Source organism: Natronococcus jeotgali DSM 18795 (genome assembly GCF_000337695.1).
Taxonomy (GTDB): domain Archaea; phylum Halobacteriota; class Halobacteria; order Halobacteriales; family Natrialbaceae; genus Natronococcus; species Natronococcus jeotgali.
This window is the reverse complement of the sequence record NZ_AOIA01000034.1, coordinates 118,518-133,836: the sequence shown is the minus strand read 5'-3', so window position 1 is coordinate 133,836 and position 15,319 is coordinate 118,518. Positions and strand designations below refer to the sequence as shown.

16 protein-coding genes are annotated in these 15,319 nt (G+C 66.7%); 6 read left to right on the top strand and 10 right to left on the bottom strand.

Annotation, left to right across the window (positions count from 1 at the left end):
* Positions 1–3: 3 nt before the first annotated feature.
* The 5 genes from C492_RS06290 to gap form a co-directional block, all read right to left on the bottom strand.
* Positions 4–660: a protein-L-isoaspartate(D-aspartate) O-methyltransferase gene (locus C492_RS06290; RefSeq protein WP_008421519.1), complete on the bottom strand. Its 657-nt coding sequence runs from the start codon at positions 658–660 to the stop codon at positions 4–6.
* Positions 661–738: 78 nt separating this feature from the next.
* On the bottom strand, positions 739–1,392 hold the full coding sequence (locus C492_RS06285) for an HVO_0476 family zinc finger protein (RefSeq protein WP_008421517.1): 654 nt from the start codon (positions 1,390–1,392) through the stop codon (positions 739–741).
* 243 nt (positions 1,393–1,635) lie between these two features.
* Positions 1,636–2,586: an aminopeptidase gene (locus tag C492_RS06280; protein WP_008421515.1), complete on the bottom strand. Its 951-nt coding sequence runs from the start codon at positions 2,584–2,586 to the stop codon at positions 1,636–1,638.
* Positions 2,587–2,634: 48 nt separating this feature from the next.
* Positions 2,635–3,843, bottom strand: a complete 1,209-nt coding sequence (locus tag C492_RS06275) for a phosphoglycerate kinase (protein ID WP_008421513.1) — start codon at positions 3,841–3,843, stop codon at positions 2,635–2,637.
* Between the two features lie 47 nt (positions 3,844–3,890).
* Positions 3,891–4,961, bottom strand: a complete 1,071-nt coding sequence (gene gap, locus C492_RS06270) for a type I glyceraldehyde-3-phosphate dehydrogenase (protein WP_008421511.1) — start codon at positions 4,959–4,961, stop codon at positions 3,891–3,893.
* Between the two features lie 269 nt (positions 4,962–5,230).
* Here gap and C492_RS06265 point away from each other — a divergent pair, with 269 nt between their 5' ends.
* The gene (locus tag C492_RS06265; RefSeq protein ID WP_008421509.1) at positions 5,231–6,298 is read left to right on the top strand and encodes a type II glyceraldehyde-3-phosphate dehydrogenase; all 1,068 of its coding nucleotides are present in this window, start codon (positions 5,231–5,233) and stop codon (positions 6,296–6,298) included.
* Between the two features lie 44 nt (positions 6,299–6,342).
* Positions 6,343–6,738 (top strand): Hsp20/alpha crystallin family protein, encoded by a 396-nt coding sequence (locus C492_RS06260; protein WP_008421507.1) that lies wholly within the window; start codon positions 6,343–6,345, stop codon positions 6,736–6,738.
* A 117-nt stretch (positions 6,739–6,855) separates the two neighbouring features.
* Here C492_RS06260 and C492_RS06255 read toward each other — a convergent pair whose 3' ends face one another.
* The 4 genes from C492_RS06255 to C492_RS06240 all read right to left on the bottom strand — a co-directional run bounded on the left by C492_RS06255 (position 6,856) and on the right by C492_RS06240 (position 9,682).
* On the bottom strand, positions 6,856–7,365 hold the full coding sequence (locus C492_RS06255; RefSeq protein WP_152424803.1) for a hypothetical protein: 510 nt from the start codon (positions 7,363–7,365) through the stop codon (positions 6,856–6,858).
* Between the two features lie 275 nt (positions 7,366–7,640).
* Positions 7,641–8,525 (bottom strand): ATP-grasp domain-containing protein, encoded by an 885-nt coding sequence (locus tag C492_RS06250; RefSeq protein WP_008421504.1) that lies wholly within the window; start codon positions 8,523–8,525, stop codon positions 7,641–7,643.
* Positions 8,526–8,660: 135 nt separating this feature from the next.
* Positions 8,661–9,191 (bottom strand): 50S ribosomal protein L16, encoded by a 531-nt coding sequence (locus C492_RS06245; protein ID WP_008421502.1) that lies wholly within the window; start codon positions 9,189–9,191, stop codon positions 8,661–8,663.
* A 260-nt stretch (positions 9,192–9,451) separates the two neighbouring features.
* Positions 9,452–9,682, bottom strand: coding sequence for a MarR family transcriptional regulator (locus tag C492_RS06240; RefSeq protein ID WP_008421500.1), 231 nt, complete (start codon positions 9,680–9,682; stop codon positions 9,452–9,454).
* 418 nt (positions 9,683–10,100) lie between these two features.
* Between C492_RS06240 and C492_RS06235 the strand changes: the two genes are divergently transcribed.
* Genes C492_RS06235 through C492_RS06225 form a run of 3 tightly spaced genes read left to right on the top strand, consistent with a single transcriptional unit; the run spans position 10,101 to position 13,210 of the window.
* Entirely contained in the window at positions 10,101–11,333 is a 1,233-nt protein-coding gene (locus tag C492_RS06235) for a site-2 protease family protein (protein WP_008421498.1), read from the top strand.
* Positions 11,334–11,393: 60 nt separating this feature from the next.
* On the top strand, positions 11,394–12,407 hold the full coding sequence (locus C492_RS06230) for an ABC transporter ATP-binding protein (protein ID WP_008421496.1): 1,014 nt from the start codon (positions 11,394–11,396) through the stop codon (positions 12,405–12,407).
* The gene (locus tag C492_RS06225) at positions 12,407–13,210 is read left to right on the top strand and encodes an ABC transporter permease (RefSeq protein ID WP_008421494.1); all 804 of its coding nucleotides are present in this window, start codon (positions 12,407–12,409) and stop codon (positions 13,208–13,210) included. The genes C492_RS06230 and C492_RS06225 overlap by 1 nt, the downstream gene beginning before the upstream one ends.
* 18 nt (positions 13,211–13,228) lie before the next feature.
* On the opposite strand, the gene C492_RS06220 is transcribed toward C492_RS06225, so the two are convergent.
* On the bottom strand, positions 13,229–14,245 hold the full coding sequence (locus C492_RS06220; protein ID WP_008421492.1) for an NADP-dependent oxidoreductase: 1,017 nt from the start codon (positions 14,243–14,245) through the stop codon (positions 13,229–13,231).
* 161 nt (positions 14,246–14,406) lie between these two features.
* Here C492_RS06220 and C492_RS06215 point away from each other — a divergent pair, with 161 nt between their 5' ends.
* Complete coding sequence (locus C492_RS06215) at positions 14,407–15,189, top strand: carbonic anhydrase (RefSeq protein ID WP_008421490.1); 783 nt, start codon at positions 14,407–14,409, stop codon at positions 15,187–15,189.
* Positions 15,190–15,319: the final 130 nt, after the last annotated feature.

Below are 15,319 nucleotides of genomic sequence, written 5' to 3'. Positions count from 1 at the left end.
CGATCAGCTTCGCATCCGAACGAACCGAACGCCGCCGTGTTCGCTTCGCTCGAGACTCCCGTCCTCGCGCTTCTCGGCCAGCACCAGCGTCTGGAAGCCGGTTCCGATCGGGGCGAGCAGCCGTCCTCCGGGTAGGACCTGGTCGACGACCGGGTCCGGAAACGACGGCGCCGCGCAGGTAAAGTACGCGGCGTCGTAGGGTGCGTGCTCGGCCCACCCCTCGCGGCCGTCGCCGACGCGGACCGAGACGTCGCCGTACCCCGTCTCGGCGAGTCGCTCCCGGGCGTTTTCGGCGAGTTCCTCGCCGTACTCGACGCTGTAGACGCCCTCGGCACCGACGAGTTCCGCCGTGACGGCGGCGTGATAGCCACAGCCGGTGCCGATCTCGAGGACGTCCTCGCCGGGCTCGAGTTCGAGCCGATCGGCCATGATCGCGACCATGTGGGGCGCGCTGATCGTCTGACCGTCGCCGATCGGGAGCGGTCGATCTCGGTAGGCCTCGCCGCGCCGATCGGGCGGGACGAACGCGTGGCGCGGGACCGTCCGGAGGGCCTCGAGGACCCGGTCGTCGTCGACGCGGTTGGCGACCGTTCGAACCATTCGCTTGCGAGCGGTCTCGGAATCGTCGTCGGAGCCGTCGGAGCCGAATCGATCGAACATGGCGGGACCTACGGGCTCGCGGAGAATAGCCTGTGGGACGCAACTGCACGCCAGTTCTTCGCTCGGACGAAGGTTCGACTACCAGGCCGACCAGGCGCTGGTCTGCTCGTCGTAGGCGTAGACCCGCTTGAGGTCCTTCGCGATCCCCGTGTCGCCTTCCATCTCGTAGCGATCGCGGTCGTACCCCGAGGCGTCCTGGCGGACGACGAAGGCGTCGATCTCGAACTCGTCGTCGCCGAACTCCTCGATCGCGCCGACCTCGAACTCGTAGTCGCCGGGGACGTAGACGGTGATGCTCCGGCTGTCGTCCCGGGAGCCGTCCTGCGGGTGAACCGTGACGTTGACCGCGACGTTGTCGACCTCGCGGGTCCAGACGGTCTCGACGTCGTCGGCGTCGGCCTCCTCGACGCGACGGTGGCCGTCGAGTTCGACGCTCGTCACTCGCACTGTCGAGAGCACCTCGTCGGTCTCGAGGATGAACTCGTCGCCGACCTCGACGGTCTCGCCTTCGGGGGCGGTGACGTTCGCGGTGAACGACTCGCCCTCCTGGGAGACGACGACGTCGAGGGTGACTTCGCGTTCGGGATCGGGCTGTACCTTGTGAACGTGACTGCACTCGCTGCAGCGAACCGTAAGCGCCCCGCCGCCCGCCGTCAGTACCTCGTGGACCGTCTCGAGGTCCGGCGAGCACGACGGACAGGGCGTCGGGATCCGGTCTGGGACGTCGTTCATAGCACGCCGTAGACGCCACGGCCGTAAAAGGCGATTGGACCGCGTGTGGGCCCGTTACTGGCTCGCACCGTCGCGGATCGGTACCGACACGTCGGCGTCGTCGTCCGCCCCGATTCGGCGTCCCCGCTCGAGGCTGGCGCAATCCGACGTGATTCCGGGAGCTCGATCTCGGTGCCTGCTCGCGGTTACACCGCTCGCTCGTCGGGAGGTCTACGACCTCCCCGCGTTCGCGGCTTCCGCCGCTCACGCACTACGTGGAAGTTCCACTTCTTCCCCATCTGCCCACACCGTCGGCTCCCGGAGGATCCCGTCGAGGTGGATCGGTGCCTCGACGGCGCCGCCGATTCCCGCGTCGTCGCCGATCGCGATATGGACGGTCCCGCCCGCTTTCTCGTCGAGCAGGACGGAGCCGACGAGGTCGGTGACCGCGACGTTCGTACCAATGCCGAGTTCGGCGAGGTTGTAAGCCGCGTCGCCGACCTCCTCCGCGGCGGTCTCGACCGTCGTGCGGATCTCGTCGTCGGAGATGTCGGTGACGAGGCCGTCCTCGACCTCGAAGCGAAGCTCCTGGCCGTCCTCGAGCAGCCCGTGGGGTCGCATCGTGCCGTCGACGACGAACGTGCCGTCGGCGGTTTCGGGGCTGACGAACACCTCGCCCGCGGGGAGGTTCGACATCTCGCCGGGCTCGTGGACGATCCCGGTGTCCGAGAGGAACTCCCGGTCGCCGATCCCGAACGTGATGTCGGTCCCCGCGGGCGCGGTCACGCGGATCTCCTCGGCGTCGGCGACCTGCTCGAGGACGGCGGCGGAGTGGTCGGCGATCGCCTCGTAGTCGGCGTCCAGCCCCGTGGTGAACACCTCCTCGGTGATCCCCGGCAGCGTGGCGACGCGGGCGCCGGCCTCGTTGGCCTCGCCGCGGGCGCGGGTGTGGCTCAGGCTCTTGGTCGTCGGCGCGAGGACGACGTCGGCGCCGGCCATCGCCGCCGCGACCGGGGTCGGGGGTTCGGCGCCGTGGGTCTCGCCGGGCGGATAGCGGACGATCACGGCGTCGTCCGTGATTTCGCTCGCGACCTCGTAGATCGCCTCGCCGATCGGCTCGCGCTCGTCGTCGGTGACGACGGCACAGCTCTCCGAAGACTCGAGGGCGAGACACTGGCGAACGGCCGTCTCTGCGGCTGCACGGAGATCGGACATACCCGATACTGGATGCAGCGAGCCGAAAGGTCTTGCTATCAGCGACCCCTACTCGGCGGCGTCCTCGAGGACCTCGACCGCGACCAGGGGCTCGCCGGTGAGCGCGCGGACGTAGGCGCCGCCGGCGATCGAGACGTGCCCGAAGTCGTCCTCCTCGAGGCCGTACATCTCGATCGCACGGGAGGTGTCGCCGCCGCCGACGACCGAGAAGCAGTCGGTCTCGGCGATCGCCTCGAGCACCGTCACGGTGCCGTCGGCGAACCGTTCGTCCTCGAAGACGCCCAGGGCGCCCTTGACGAAGACGGCTTCGGACTCGCGGACGAGATCTGCGTACTCGTCGGCGGTGTCGGAGCCGACGTCGAGGTAGGACGTGTCCTTCTCGAGGCCCTCGACCGCGGCCTCGGCGCGCTCGTCGTCCTCGCCCTCGTAAGCGAGATCGGTCGCGAGGGACAGGGACTCTTCGTACTCCTCGAGGATGCGTTCGATCGTCTCCCGTTGCTCGTCCCACTGCTCGTCGAAGAAGTCGGTTCCCTCGACGTCGTAACCGACGTCGTGGCCCGCCGCGCGCAGGAAGAGTTCGCCGACGATGCCGCCGAGACAGAACCGGTCGACCGTGTCGTCGACCCGTTCGATGACGGGGATCAGGTCCTCGGCCTTCGTCCCTCCGAGGGCCATCGTGACGGTGCCGTCGAACTCCCGCTCCTGGATCGACGAGTTCGCGGTGTACTCCTGTTCCATCACGCGTCCCGCGTAGGCGTCCATCACGCGCGGGAAGCCGACCAGCGAGGCGTGGGAGCGGTGGGCCGCCGAGTAGGCGTCGTTGACGTAGGCGTCGAACTCCGGAGCCAGCGTCCGCACGAACTCGGTGTCGGCCTTCACGTCCGGATTCTCCTCGGGGAGCTCCTCGTCGCACATCCGGGCGTTCTCGAGGACGAGCACCTCGCCGCCCTCGAGGCCGTCGATCGCCTCGAGCGCGTCCTCGCCGAAGGTATCCGCGACGAAGTCGACGTCCCGCTCGAGGTGATTTCCGAGGATCTCGGCGTGTTGTTCGAGCGAGACGAACGTGTCGCGGCCGGGTCGACCCTGGTGGGCCAGCACGGCGACCCCGTGGTCGTCCTCGAGCAGTTCCCGGAGCGTCTCGGCGTGACGCGCGAACCGGCGGTTGTCCTGAACGGCGCCGTCTTCGACGGGCGCGTTGAGGTCGAGACGGACCAGCAGTCGCTGCCCGGGCGCGAGATCGTCGATCGTCTTGAACATACAGGGACGGCGTGCCGAACGCGCTTAAAATTTTAAGGACAAGCCGTTCAGCGGGCGGCGACCTCGTCGCCCTCCCGACTCTCCGCTTCGGCGGCGACGTACGTCGCGAGGTCGAGCATCCGGTTCGAGAAGCCGAACTCGTTGTCGTACCAGGTCAACACCTTCACGAGGCCGTCCTCGAGTGACATCGTCGACTCGAGGTCGACGTACGAGGAGAAGGGCATCCCGACGATGTCCCGCGAGACGATCTCCTCGTCGGTGTAGCCGAGCACGCCGGCGAGTTCGTCGTCGGCCGCCGAGCGGATCGCGTCGGCGAGCTCCTCCTCGGTGACGTCCTCCTCGAGGTCGACGGTGAGGTCGGTGATCGAGCCGTTCGGAACGGGAACGCGCATCGCCATTCCGTCGAGCTTGCCCTCGAGCTGCGGGAGGACTTCGGTGGTGGCGATCGCGGCGCCGGTCGAGGTCGGGATGATGTTTTCGGCAGCGGCGCGACCGCGGCGGCGCTTGCTGAGCGGACCGTCGACGAGGTTCTGGGTGCCGGTGTAAGCGTGAACGGTCGTGAGCAGCCCGGACTCGATGCCGAACTCGTCGTCCAGTACCTTCACGACCGGCGCGACCGAGTTCGTCGTACAGGAGGCGTTCGAGAGCACGTCCTCGCCGTCGTACTCGTCGTGGTTGACGCCGTAGACGATCGTCTGGACCTCCTTCTCGCCTTTCGGCGGGGCCGAGATCAGCACCTTCTCGGCGCCGGCTTCAAGGTGCTGGGCGGCCTCGTCGTGGGTGCGGAAGATCCCCGTCGCCTCGAAGGCGACGTCGACGTCGAGTTCGTCCCAGGGGAGTTGGGTCGGGTCGCGCTCGGAGCAGAGCCGGATCTCGTCGCCCTCGACGGTGAGCGTGTCTCCCTCGAGTGAGACGTCCTCGAGCCGACCGTGGACCGAGTCGTGTTTGATCAGGTACCGCATGTCGTCGTTGTCCATGACGTCGTTGATCCCGACGATCTCGACGCCGTCGTACTCGAGCGACGCGCGGAGGACGTTCCGTCCGATCCGACCGAACCCGTTGAGACCGATCCGGAGCGTTCCTTCGAACTCGTTCTCCGTGTACGAATTTTCACTCATATCCGAGTAGTACGGGGTCCACGATTAAATCACTTGCCCCTTTCGCAACGTTGATTGACGATCGGGAGGGATCACGGCCCGTCAGGCGGGAGGTGCGTTCACCGTGGTACCACATATCATATTACATTCAATATATATTATATATTAGCCGAATATACAGGTTAGGGCCCGTTCTTCGCCATAATCTGCCTAGGAAACTCGATTTCGAGTTAACATCTATCAGATTCTTGCAAAACAGTTATGCCGGTCGGCGGTGGATGTCGACGCGTATGCTCCGCGTCGGAATCAACGGCTATGGAACCATCGGCAAACGCGTTGCGGACGCCGTGCGATCGCAGCCTGACATGGAAGTCGCCGGCGTCGCCAAGGTCAGCCCCGATTACGTCGCCCTCGGGGCGGCCGAGGCGGAGTACCCGCTCTACGCGGTCGACGAGGACCGCACCGATGGGTTCCGCGAAGCCGGCGTCGACCTCGCCGGTACCGTCGACGAACTCGTCGCCGACAGCGACGTCGTCGTCGACGCCACGCCCTCCGGAATCGGCGAACAGAATCGGCCGCTGTACGAGCGCCACGACACCCCGGCGCTCTTCCAGGGCGGCGAGGACGCGACCGTCGCGGAGGTCAGTTTCAACGCCCGCGCGAACTACGAGGAAGCCGCCGACGCCGACTACGTCCGCGTCGTCTCCTGTAACACGACCGGACTCTCCCGGCTGGTCGCCCCCATCCACGAGGACTACGGCATCGAGAAGGTCCGGACGACGCTGGTCCGACGCGGCGGCGACCCGAACCAGACCGGCCGCGGTCCGATCAACGACGCCGTGCCGGACCCCGTCTCGATCCCCTCCCACCACGGCCCTGACGTCCAGACCGTCTTCCCCGAACTCGACATCGACACGATCGGACTCAAGGTCCCGACGACGATGATGCACGTCCACGCGGTCAACATCACCCTCGAGGAGGTACCCGACAGCGTCGAGGAGGTCCGGGACCGACTCCGCGAGGAGAACCGCCTCCTGTTGATCCCCGACTACGCCGGCATCGACGGCGCCGGAACGCTCAAAGACCTCGCGCTCGACGCGGGTCGCCCGCGCGGGGACATCTGGGAGAACTGCATCTGGGAGGAGTCGATCACCGTCGAGGGCAAGGACCTCTACTGCATGCAGGCGATCCACCAGGAGTCCGACGTCGTTCCCGAGAACGTCGACGCGATCCGTTCGGTGACGGGGCTGCTCGAGGGCCCGGAGAGTCGCGCGCTTACCAACGAGACACTCGGGATCGGGCTCGGGCGACTGGACGAACCCGAGAACCGCACCGCCGATCGACAGACCGCGGACTGAGGCGTCGGGGAAAGCTTTTGGCCGTCCCTTCCTTATCACCAGCTATGCGACGAGACGACCGCGACGAACCCTTCGACGATCTCTTTCGGGAAATCGAGCGGATGATGAACGAGATGATGAACGGTGCCGACGTCGATTTCGACTCCTCCAGCGCCGTCGACAGCGGGTTCGGCATGGACACTCACGTCGATATCCACGAAACCGACGACGAGATCCGCGTCGTCGCCGACCTGCCCGGCGTCGAGAAGGACAATATCGACCTCGAGTGCGACGGCAAGACGCTGACGATCTCCGCCAGCAGCGACCACCGCCAGTACGACGAGCGCGTGTCGCTCCCCCAACGGGTCAACGAACACAGCGCCTCGGCGACCTACAACAACGGCGTCCTCGAGGTCGTCTTCGAGTCGGCCGAACGCTCCTCGGGGATCAGCCTCGAGTAACCGACGCGGAGTCGAGTCGCGGTCGGCACCGACGTCGCTCGAGTCTCGGTTCGATCGAAAAAGAATCGCTCGCGGAAGCCCGGAGCCGCTATTTCTTGGAGCCGCCCAGCGCTTTGTTCAGCGTGTACTTGATGAACCCGTCAGTGTCGGTCGTCGGGTTCGGAGTGCCGTGTTTTCCGCGCCCGTCGTGGTGATCGTCGCGTTTGCGCCGTCGCCCGTCGTGGTGGTCGTCGCGTTTGCGCTGTCGCCCGTCGTCGTGGCGTCCGTCGCGTTTGCGCCGTCGTCCGCCGTCGTGTCCGCGGTCTCCGTAGCGCTCGTAGTCGTTATCGCCGTCGCGGCGTCGGCTGTCCTTACCGTAGTTGTTTCGTCGGCCGTCCTTCCCACGGTTGTTTCCTCGACCGTCCTTATTGCGGTGTCCACGACCGTCCTTCCCGCGGTGTCCGTGGTTGTCGTCGTGTCCATCGCGCCCGCGGTGATCGTCTCGCTTGCCGTTGCGCCCGCCACGGCCCATTTCGTTTCGTCGGTCGTCCCCGCGTCGTTTGCGGTTGTGGTCGTCCCCGCGTCGTTTGCGATTGTGGTCGTCACCGCGTCGTTTGCGGTTGTGGTCGTCACCGCGATGTCCGTCACCGCCGTGGTTCTTTCCGTCGGCCGACGCCGCGCCGGAGAGGCCGACGAGGCCGATACCTGCCGTTCCGGCGAGACGAAGCATACTGCGACGAGTGCTGGAGTTGTCTTCTGTCATACTGAATCTACGGGCTCCGTGGCCCACTGCCAGCCAATTCCGGGGGTTCGTATTAATCGATCAGATCGTTACGGGATCAACTACCAGGTACGAACGCTGCGGTCGATCGTTCCACTCGCGCAGGGTCAGGTATCAGTCCGAAACGGAGGTGCGATGGCGGTTAGACAGTCCCCGAAACGCCCACACAATCCGAGATTACGCCCGCTAAACGGTCGTAAAACCCCGGCTGGTACTTCGTCGCCTCGTCGACGGTCGGCCGGGCGTTGGTCTCGTTGACGACGAGCCGATCCGCCGTCTCGAGCAGGTCGACGCCGAGGAACGGAATCTCGAGGACGTCGGCGACCGACTCGGCCAACCGGCGCCACTCCTCGGGCAGGTCGACTCCCCGCGCCGCCGCGCCGCGGTGGACGTTGTGCTTCCACTGGCCCTCGCGGACCGCCTCGTCGGGGAGGCGGCGTTCGACGGCGCCGGCGTACTCGCCGTCGACGACCATCACCCGGTAGTCGGTCGCCCCGGGGAGGTACTCCTGAACCAGGAAGGATCGGTCACCGGTTGCCCGGTAGTCGTGGACCAGCGAGAGGTAGTCACAGATCCCCAGAAAGGAATCGAGGTCGTGGGCCTTCGCGACCCCGACTCCGCGGGTCGTCGAGTTGGGTTTCACCACGACCGGGGGTTCGAAGCGATCGAACGCGTCGACCAGTTCGTCCTCGCCGACGTCGTTCGAGACGTATACCGACTCCGGGACCGGGAGGTCGGCTCGCCCGAGGCGGGCGAGCACCTCGGCCTTGTTCCGCGAGGTGAGGATCGCGTCGCGGTCGTTGAGCCACGGGAGCTCGAGCAGGGCATCGGCGACGCCGCCCTCCATCGCTCGACCGGGGTAGACGAACCCGACGTCGTACTCGCCGGCCGACCACGGTGCGTCGGCTCCGAGCGGGACGACGCGTTCGCTTACCGGCACGTGACGGGCACGGATACCCCGTTCGGCGAGGGGCTCGCGCATCCGGCGGAACGTCTCCTCGGCGTTTGCGACCGCGAGGTCGATCATGCTCGAGCGTCGGGTCCAGCGACGCAAAAAGCTGCGTCCTCTCCTCGCGTGTCCGCGCGGTCGACGGGCGCGGCTCGAGCGATCGACGCTGCGGGGAAAATCGAGACGAGGACCGTTTCGAAGAGGCGAGCCGGGTTACGAGATCAGCTGCTCTTCGCCCTTCTCGACGACGATGCGACACGGCGGCGAGATCTTGTTGTACGCGCGGCGGAACGCCTCCTTGGCGTGGTCGGCGTCGTCGACGTCACACCAGACCGTGAAGATGCGCTCGCCGGCGTCGATCCGCGCGGCGGTGCCGACGATCTTCCCGAAGGCCTGGCGCATCCCGTCGGAGACGCGGTCCGCACCCGCACCCGTCGCCTGCTTGTTCTCCCGGATGACGTGGTGGGGGAACTTCCGGAGGATCATCTTGTAGTTGTTCTCACCGGCGTTTTTGAGCATGTGACGGTTGGCCGACAGGCGCGAGGCCTCGAGGCTCCCGTGGCGGATCTGGACCTCCTCTTCGGTAACGAGGCTGATCTGAACGGGGTAGTCCTCGGGACCCGCACTGACGTTGCCCATCTTGTGCTGTGCGATCTTCGAACCCGGAATGCCGGTGATGTATTCGCGTCGCGTGTAGGCCGGCTTGCTAATCTTCCGGTACATCGAGGCAGGTTTGTCTGACATGGTTGTGGTTACTTACGAAAACCGAGGCCTACCGTGGGGATAAAGCCTTCGAACCGATGCGTTCGGAGCCACCCGTCGACGGCGCCGACGCGAGCGGGGAGCTGTGACGGCCTCCCCGGCGCAAACGCCGAGGTTCGCTCGCCGTCTACCGCGTGTCAGTCGACGAACGCCCGAGCGGCGGACTGCACTGCAAGCGGTGTGTGAGCCGTTTCAGTTACCACTGTAGAAACGGTGGACGACAGCGCGGCAAAAATCGTCGCTCAGTTACAGACGACGTACTCGGCGTCGTTCTTTTCGACGAGGCCCTCTCCCTCGAGGCAGTTCAGGACCGAGAGGACGGCGATCTTTTTCATCGCCAGGACTTCGTTCAGATCCGTCGCCGTCGCTCCGCCGCTGGCCTCAAGGTAGAGGTAGACGAGTTTGGCCTGCGGGGAGTCGAGTTGGTCGGGAAGGGGGTCGAGCTGGGTGGTGGCGAGTTGCTGTTCTATCATCGTACCAGAAGGCACGACGAGGTTCTATATAAGTCTATTGTGCACCCGGACAATATTGTGGGTACAGGATAAGGGACCTATTATCAATATAAATGAGATCGGCCGTGCCAGATAACGCCACGAGAATTCCGTAGCACCGTTCTGGATTATTCTGTGGTCCGAACAGCAACGTCGGCGGCTCGAGCTACCACCGGTAAATATCTCGCGCGTATCGGCCCATTCCGTTCAATGGTCTGAGCATGTCGGTGCAAACCAATAACGAAACGTGGTATCTATCCCCACTCTCAGTTCCGTATAAGGAGGCTAATATTCGCGCCGAAGCGGTCCGGGACGGTTCCGCCCGCGTCGGCCGAACGCCGCGGCGGTCGTCTCGTCGTGACGGGGGCGCGTTTAAGGACCTGCCACCGAAATTACCGGTATGGCGAGGAGTTTTCGAATCGGCTCCCTGTTCGGGATCCCGATCAAACTCGACCTGACGTTTTTGCTCGTACTGCCGTTGTTCGCGTACCTGATCGGCGTGCAAACTCTCGAGGTGACGGAGATCCTAAACGGTGTCCTCGAGGCCGGGATCGACACGGCCGACGTCACCGCGGGCCTTACTCCCTGGATCCTCGGCTTCGTCGCGGCGGTCGGGCTGTTCGTCGGAGTCGTTCTCCACGAGCTGGGCCACTCGCTGACCGCCCGGCGGTACGGGTTTCCGATCGAGTCGATCACGCTCTGGCTGTTCGGGGGCATCGCCGCGTTCTCGGAGATGCCCGAGGACTGGCGACAGGAGTTCGTCATCGCGATCGCCGGACCGATCGTCTCGGTACTCGTCGGGGTGGGTTCCTACGGGCTCTTCGCGCTCACGCCCGAGGCGTTCGGCGGGGCGCGGTTCGTCCTCGGCTACCTGGCCGTGCTCAACGTTGCACTCGCCGTCTTCAACATGATCCCCGCGTTCCCGATGGACGGCGGTCGCGTCCTCCGGGCGCTGCTCGCTCGCGGCCGCCCCTACGCACAGGCCACCCAACAGGCCGCAAGCATCGGCAAGCTGTTCGCGATCGCGATGGGGCTGTTCGGGCTGTTCCAGATCAACATCATCCTCATCGGCGTCGCCTTCTTCGTCTACATCGCCGCCTCGAGCGAGGCCCAGCAGGTGACGATGAAGGCCGCCTTCCGGGACGTGACGGTGCGGGACATCATGACCCCCGCCGGCGACCTCCACACGGTCGAGCCGAACGCGTCGGTTGCGGAGCTGCTCCGGCGGATGTTCACCGAGCGACACACCGGCTACCCGGTCGTCGAAACCGGCGGCGCCGGCGGCGAGCGACTCGTGGGGCTCGTGACGCTGTCGGACGCTCGCGACATCAAGCCCGTCGAACGCGACGCCTACACCGTCGCCGATGTGATGACCACCGACCTGAAGACGGTCGATCCGGACTCGGACGCGATGACCGCCATCGAGCGGATGCGAGAGCACGACATCGGACGGCTCCTGGTGGTCGAACCGCGCAACGGCCGAGGTGCCGAGGATTCCGTCGGCGACCCGGCCTCGAGGACCGAGGGCGACCTGGTCGGACTGATCTCGCGGTCGGACGTGATGACCGCCTTCGATATCGTCCAGCAAAGCGGCGCCGTCGATCCCTCGGGTCGGCCTCGAACGGTCGATTGACGGGCGTCTCGACGGCCGGATCCAACATTCTTAACCGCGGGCGCGGCCGAGGGGCCACCGATGCCACCGGCCATCGAGACGACGGATCTCGTCAAGGAGTACGGCGACTTGCGCGCCTTGCAGGAGCTCTCGCTCACCGTCGAGGAGGGCGAGTTCTTCGGACTGCTCGGACCCAACGGGGCCGGGAAGACGACGTTTATCAACACGCTGGTCGGGCTCGTCCGCAAGACCGGCGGCGAGGCCCGCGTCTTCGGCTACGACGTCGAATCGGAGTACCGGCAGGCCCGCGACGCGATCGGGCTCGCACCCCAGGAGTTCAACGTCGACCGCTTCTTCCCCGTCCGCGAGGTCCTCATGCACAAGGCCGGCTACCACGGAATCCCCGAGGACGAGGCCGCCGAGCGAGCCGACGAGGTCCTCAAACGGGTCGGCATCTACGACAAGCGCAACGAGCGGTTCGACTGGCTCTCCGGCGGGATGAAGCGCCGACTGCTGCTCGCACGCGCGCTCGTGACCGATCCCGATCTGCTGATCCTCGACGAGCCGACCGCGGGCGTCGACGTCCAGCTGCGCCACGACCTCTGGGACCTCGTCACCGACCTCAACGACGAGGGCACCACCATCTTGTTGACGACCCACTACATCGAGGAGGCCGAACGGCTCTGCGACCGCGTCGCGATCATGAACGAGGGCCGCAAGGTCACGGTCGCGACGCCCGACGACCTCAAACGGCGCGGATCGGACACCGTCGACGTCCGCCTCGAGTCGGCGCCGCCCGCCGCGGGCGCCCTCGAGCCCGCACTCGGGCCGTACGCCCGCGACGTGACGACCCGCGGCGACCACGTCGAGGTCCGCGTCGACGACGGCGGTTCGACCGCGCCGCGGCTGCTCAACGACCTCGAGGCCGCGGGCCACGAGATCGCCGACCTCGAGATCTCGCGGACCTCGCTCGAGGAGATCTTCGTCGATCTGACGGCCCAGGAGGACCGGACGGTCACCCGCTCGAGCGCGTCGGAGGACGCCGACGAGACGGGCGAGGAGCCGACCAAGCGAGCCCAGGAGGGGGTCGTCTGATGCTCTCGGTCGGGTTCCGCGCGCTGTTCAAACGCGAGGTCCTGCGGTTCGTCCGCCGGCCCAAGAATACGTTCATGCCGCCGGCGATCACGAACGTGTTGTACTTCGCGGTCTTCGGGGTGATCCTCGGCAACCGGATCGACCAGATCGCGGGCTTCGACTACATCCTCTTTATCGTCCCGGGCCTCGTCGTGCTGGGGGCGATCTCGAACGCCTTCGAGAACGCCTCGTTCTCGATCTTCCACGGGCGGTGGAACGAGTACATCCACGAGACGCTGACCTCGCCGCTGTCGTACGTCGAGATGGTCGTCGCCTACGTCGGCTCCAGCGCGGTTCGCGGGCTCATCGTCGGCGTCATCATCGCCGCGGTCGGCCGGCTGTTCGTCCCGATCAGCATCGAGCACGGCCTCTACCTCGTCGCGACGATGGTCGTCGTCACGACGCTGTTCGCCGGCTTCGGGATCGTCGGCGGACTCGTCGCGCGGGACTTCGACGACCTGACCGTGATGAACCAGTTCATCCTCCGGCCGCTGGTCTTTTTCGGGGCCGTCTTCTACTCGCTCGAGACGTTCGAGCAGGCCTGGCAGGTCGGGCTCTCGCTGCTGAACCCGATGGTGTACATGGTCGACAGCGTCCGGTACGGGCTGTTGGGCTACTCGGACCTGACCGGCGTCGGGATCCTGCCCGCGCCCTACACCGAGTTCGCGCCGCTCGTCTCGCTCGCAGTACTCACGGCGTGTACCCTCGTCGTCCTGGCGATCGACGTCTACCTGTTCAAAACCGGGTACGGACTGACCGACTGACGACTCGTCGACTCCCGGCTACTCGTCGGGATCGCCGACCCGAACCAGCTGCTTCCCGACGTTTTCGCCCTCGAACAGACCGAGGAACGCGTCGGGCGCGTTCTCGAAGCCCTCGACGACGTTCTCGCGGTACCGGATCCGCCCGTCCCGAACGAACGCCGAGAGGCGGTCGAGGGCCTCGTCCCACCGGCCCTCGTAGTCGCCCACGAGGAACCCCTCCACGCGGGCGCGCGACTCGACGAGTTTTCCGAGCTTCCGCGGCCCCGTCGGGACCGCCGTCGCGTTGTAGAGCGCGATCTGACCGCAGACGGCCACCCTCGAGCGGACGTTCAGCAGCGGCCAGACGGCGTCGGTGATCGGTCCGCCGACGTTGTCGAAGTAGACGTCGATCCCGTCGGGACAGGCCTCGGCCATCGCCCCGGAGAGGTCGTCGGTCTCGTCGTAGTTGATCGCCTCGTCGAAGCCGAGGTCGTCGGTGAGCCAGTCGACCTTCTCGTCGCTGCCGGCCGTGCCGACCACCCGCGCGCCGCTCAGTCGGGCGAGCTGACCCGCGACCGAGCCGACGGCGCCGGCCGCGGCCGAGACGACGACGGTATCGCCGGGTTGGGGCTCGGCGACGTCGAGGGTCCCGAAGTACGCCGTCACGCCCGGCATCCCGAGGACGCCGAGCGCCGTCGAGACCGGCCCCCGGTCGGGGTCGACGCGGCGCAGCGCGTCGGCGTCGGCGACGGCGTGTTCCGCCCACAGGAGGTTCCCCGTCACGACGTCGCCCTCGTCGAGCGCGTCGGCTTCCGACTCGACGACCTCGCCGACGACGGCGGCTCCCATCGGTTCGCCGACGGCCCACGGCTCGGCGTAGGATTCCTCGTCGCGCATCCGCCCGCGCATGTACGGGTCGACGGACTGGTAGCGGGTCTTCACGAGGACCTCGCCCGACTCGGGTTCGGGACGGTCGACGGTCACGAGGTCGAAGTTTTCGCGGGTCGGCTCGCCCGTCGGACGGCTTGCGAGTCGCCACTGTCTGGTTTCTGCCATACCGAGACGGAGGGGTCGGCGACGGATGAATCGCGGGCTCGCGGAAGTCAGGTCCGGTACTGCGATCGAAAGGGCGAGAGACGCCTCGAGCGCGCTCGAGGACCGCCGACGAGACGGACCGGCGTCGGAGTTTTTTCACCACCGTCCGCGTACGGTACCGCATGGCGACCGACAACGACGACGGCGATCGCGACGAGGGCGATGCCGACGCGAACGCGACTCCCGACGACCCCGACCGCGAGCGAGGTTGCGACCACGAGGTCCTCGAGACGCTGCTCGCGGGTAACCGACGCCACGTCGACTCGCTGCCCGACGATTACTTCAGGGACGTCCGAACGGGGCAGCACCCGGGCGTCGTCGCGATCTGCTGTTCGGACTCCCGGGTACCCCACGAGCACATGTGGGGGTTCGACCACCCCGGCGCGGTCTTTACGCCGAGTAACATCGGCAACCAGGTCTGGGACGAGGACGGCGGCGAGCGCATCGTCGACGGCGGAATCCTCTACCCGATCCACCACACCGAGACCGCGGTCGCGGCCGTCGTCGGCCACACCGGCTGCGGCGCCGTCACGGCGGCGTACCGGGTCGCGACCGGCGGCGACGTGCCCGGTCCACAGGGCGTCGACAAGTGGGTCGAAATGCTGGTCCCCGTCGTCGAGGAGGCCCTCGAGCGCGGCGCCGTCGACGCCGACGCGGACGAGGAGACGGTCGTCAACCGGCTCGTCGAGTACAACGTCGATCGACAGGTGCAGTTCCTCCGCGACGCGGCGGACGTTCCCGACGATATCTCTGTCTACGGGTTCGTGTACGACTTTCAGCGGATCTACGGCGACGCGGACGGCCGCGCGTACCTGGTCAACGTCGACGGCGAGACCGATCCGGCGGCGATCCGCGAGTGCGTTCCGGACGGCTACGAAACAGCGGTCGTCAGCCTGCTGCCCTAACTCGAGTGACCCCGTCACGGGGCGTCGAACACGGTTCCGCGGGTCGCCGTCGGTACGGTCGTCCACTCCCGGTACCGCCCTGCGTTCGCTCCTCGAGTCCGACGGGCTCTTCCAGCGCCGCGGTGCGTTC

Coding starts and splice junctions, on each gene's coding strand:
- C492_RS06265 (WP_008421509.1), top strand. CDS start 5,231: ATGCTCCGCGTCGGAATCAACGGCTATGGAACCATCGGCAAACGCGTT.
- C492_RS06235 (WP_008421498.1), top strand. CDS start 10,101: ATGGCGAGGAGTTTTCGAATCGGCTCCCTGTTCGGGATCCCGATCAAA.
- C492_RS06220 (WP_008421492.1), bottom strand. CDS start 14,245: ATGGCAGAAACCAGACAGTGGCGACTCGCAAGCCGTCCGACGGGCGAG.
- C492_RS06290 (WP_008421519.1), bottom strand. CDS start 660: ATGTTCGATCGATTCGGCTCCGACGGCTCCGACGACGATTCCGAGACC.
- C492_RS06240 (WP_008421500.1), bottom strand. CDS start 9,682: ATGATAGAACAGCAACTCGCCACCACCCAGCTCGACCCCCTTCCCGAC.
- C492_RS06215 (WP_008421490.1), top strand. CDS start 14,407: ATGGCGACCGACAACGACGACGGCGATCGCGACGAGGGCGATGCCGAC.
- C492_RS06260 (WP_008421507.1), top strand. CDS start 6,343: ATGCGACGAGACGACCGCGACGAACCCTTCGACGATCTCTTTCGGGAA.
- C492_RS06245 (WP_008421502.1), bottom strand. CDS start 9,191: ATGTCAGACAAACCTGCCTCGATGTACCGGAAGATTAGCAAGCCGGCC.
- C492_RS06280 (WP_008421515.1), bottom strand. CDS start 2,586: ATGTCCGATCTCCGTGCAGCCGCAGAGACGGCCGTTCGCCAGTGTCTC.
- C492_RS06225 (WP_008421494.1), top strand. CDS start 12,407: ATGCTCTCGGTCGGGTTCCGCGCGCTGTTCAAACGCGAGGTCCTGCGG.
- C492_RS06230 (WP_008421496.1), top strand. CDS start 11,394: ATGCCACCGGCCATCGAGACGACGGATCTCGTCAAGGAGTACGGCGAC.
- C492_RS06250 (WP_008421504.1), bottom strand. CDS start 8,525: ATGATCGACCTCGCGGTCGCAAACGCCGAGGAGACGTTCCGCCGGATG.
- C492_RS06285 (WP_008421517.1), bottom strand. CDS start 1,392: ATGAACGACGTCCCAGACCGGATCCCGACGCCCTGTCCGTCGTGCTCG.
- gap (WP_008421511.1), bottom strand. CDS start 4,961: ATGAGTGAAAATTCGTACACGGAGAACGAGTTCGAAGGAACGCTCCGG.
- C492_RS06275 (WP_008421513.1), bottom strand. CDS start 3,843: ATGTTCAAGACGATCGACGATCTCGCGCCCGGGCAGCGACTGCTGGTC.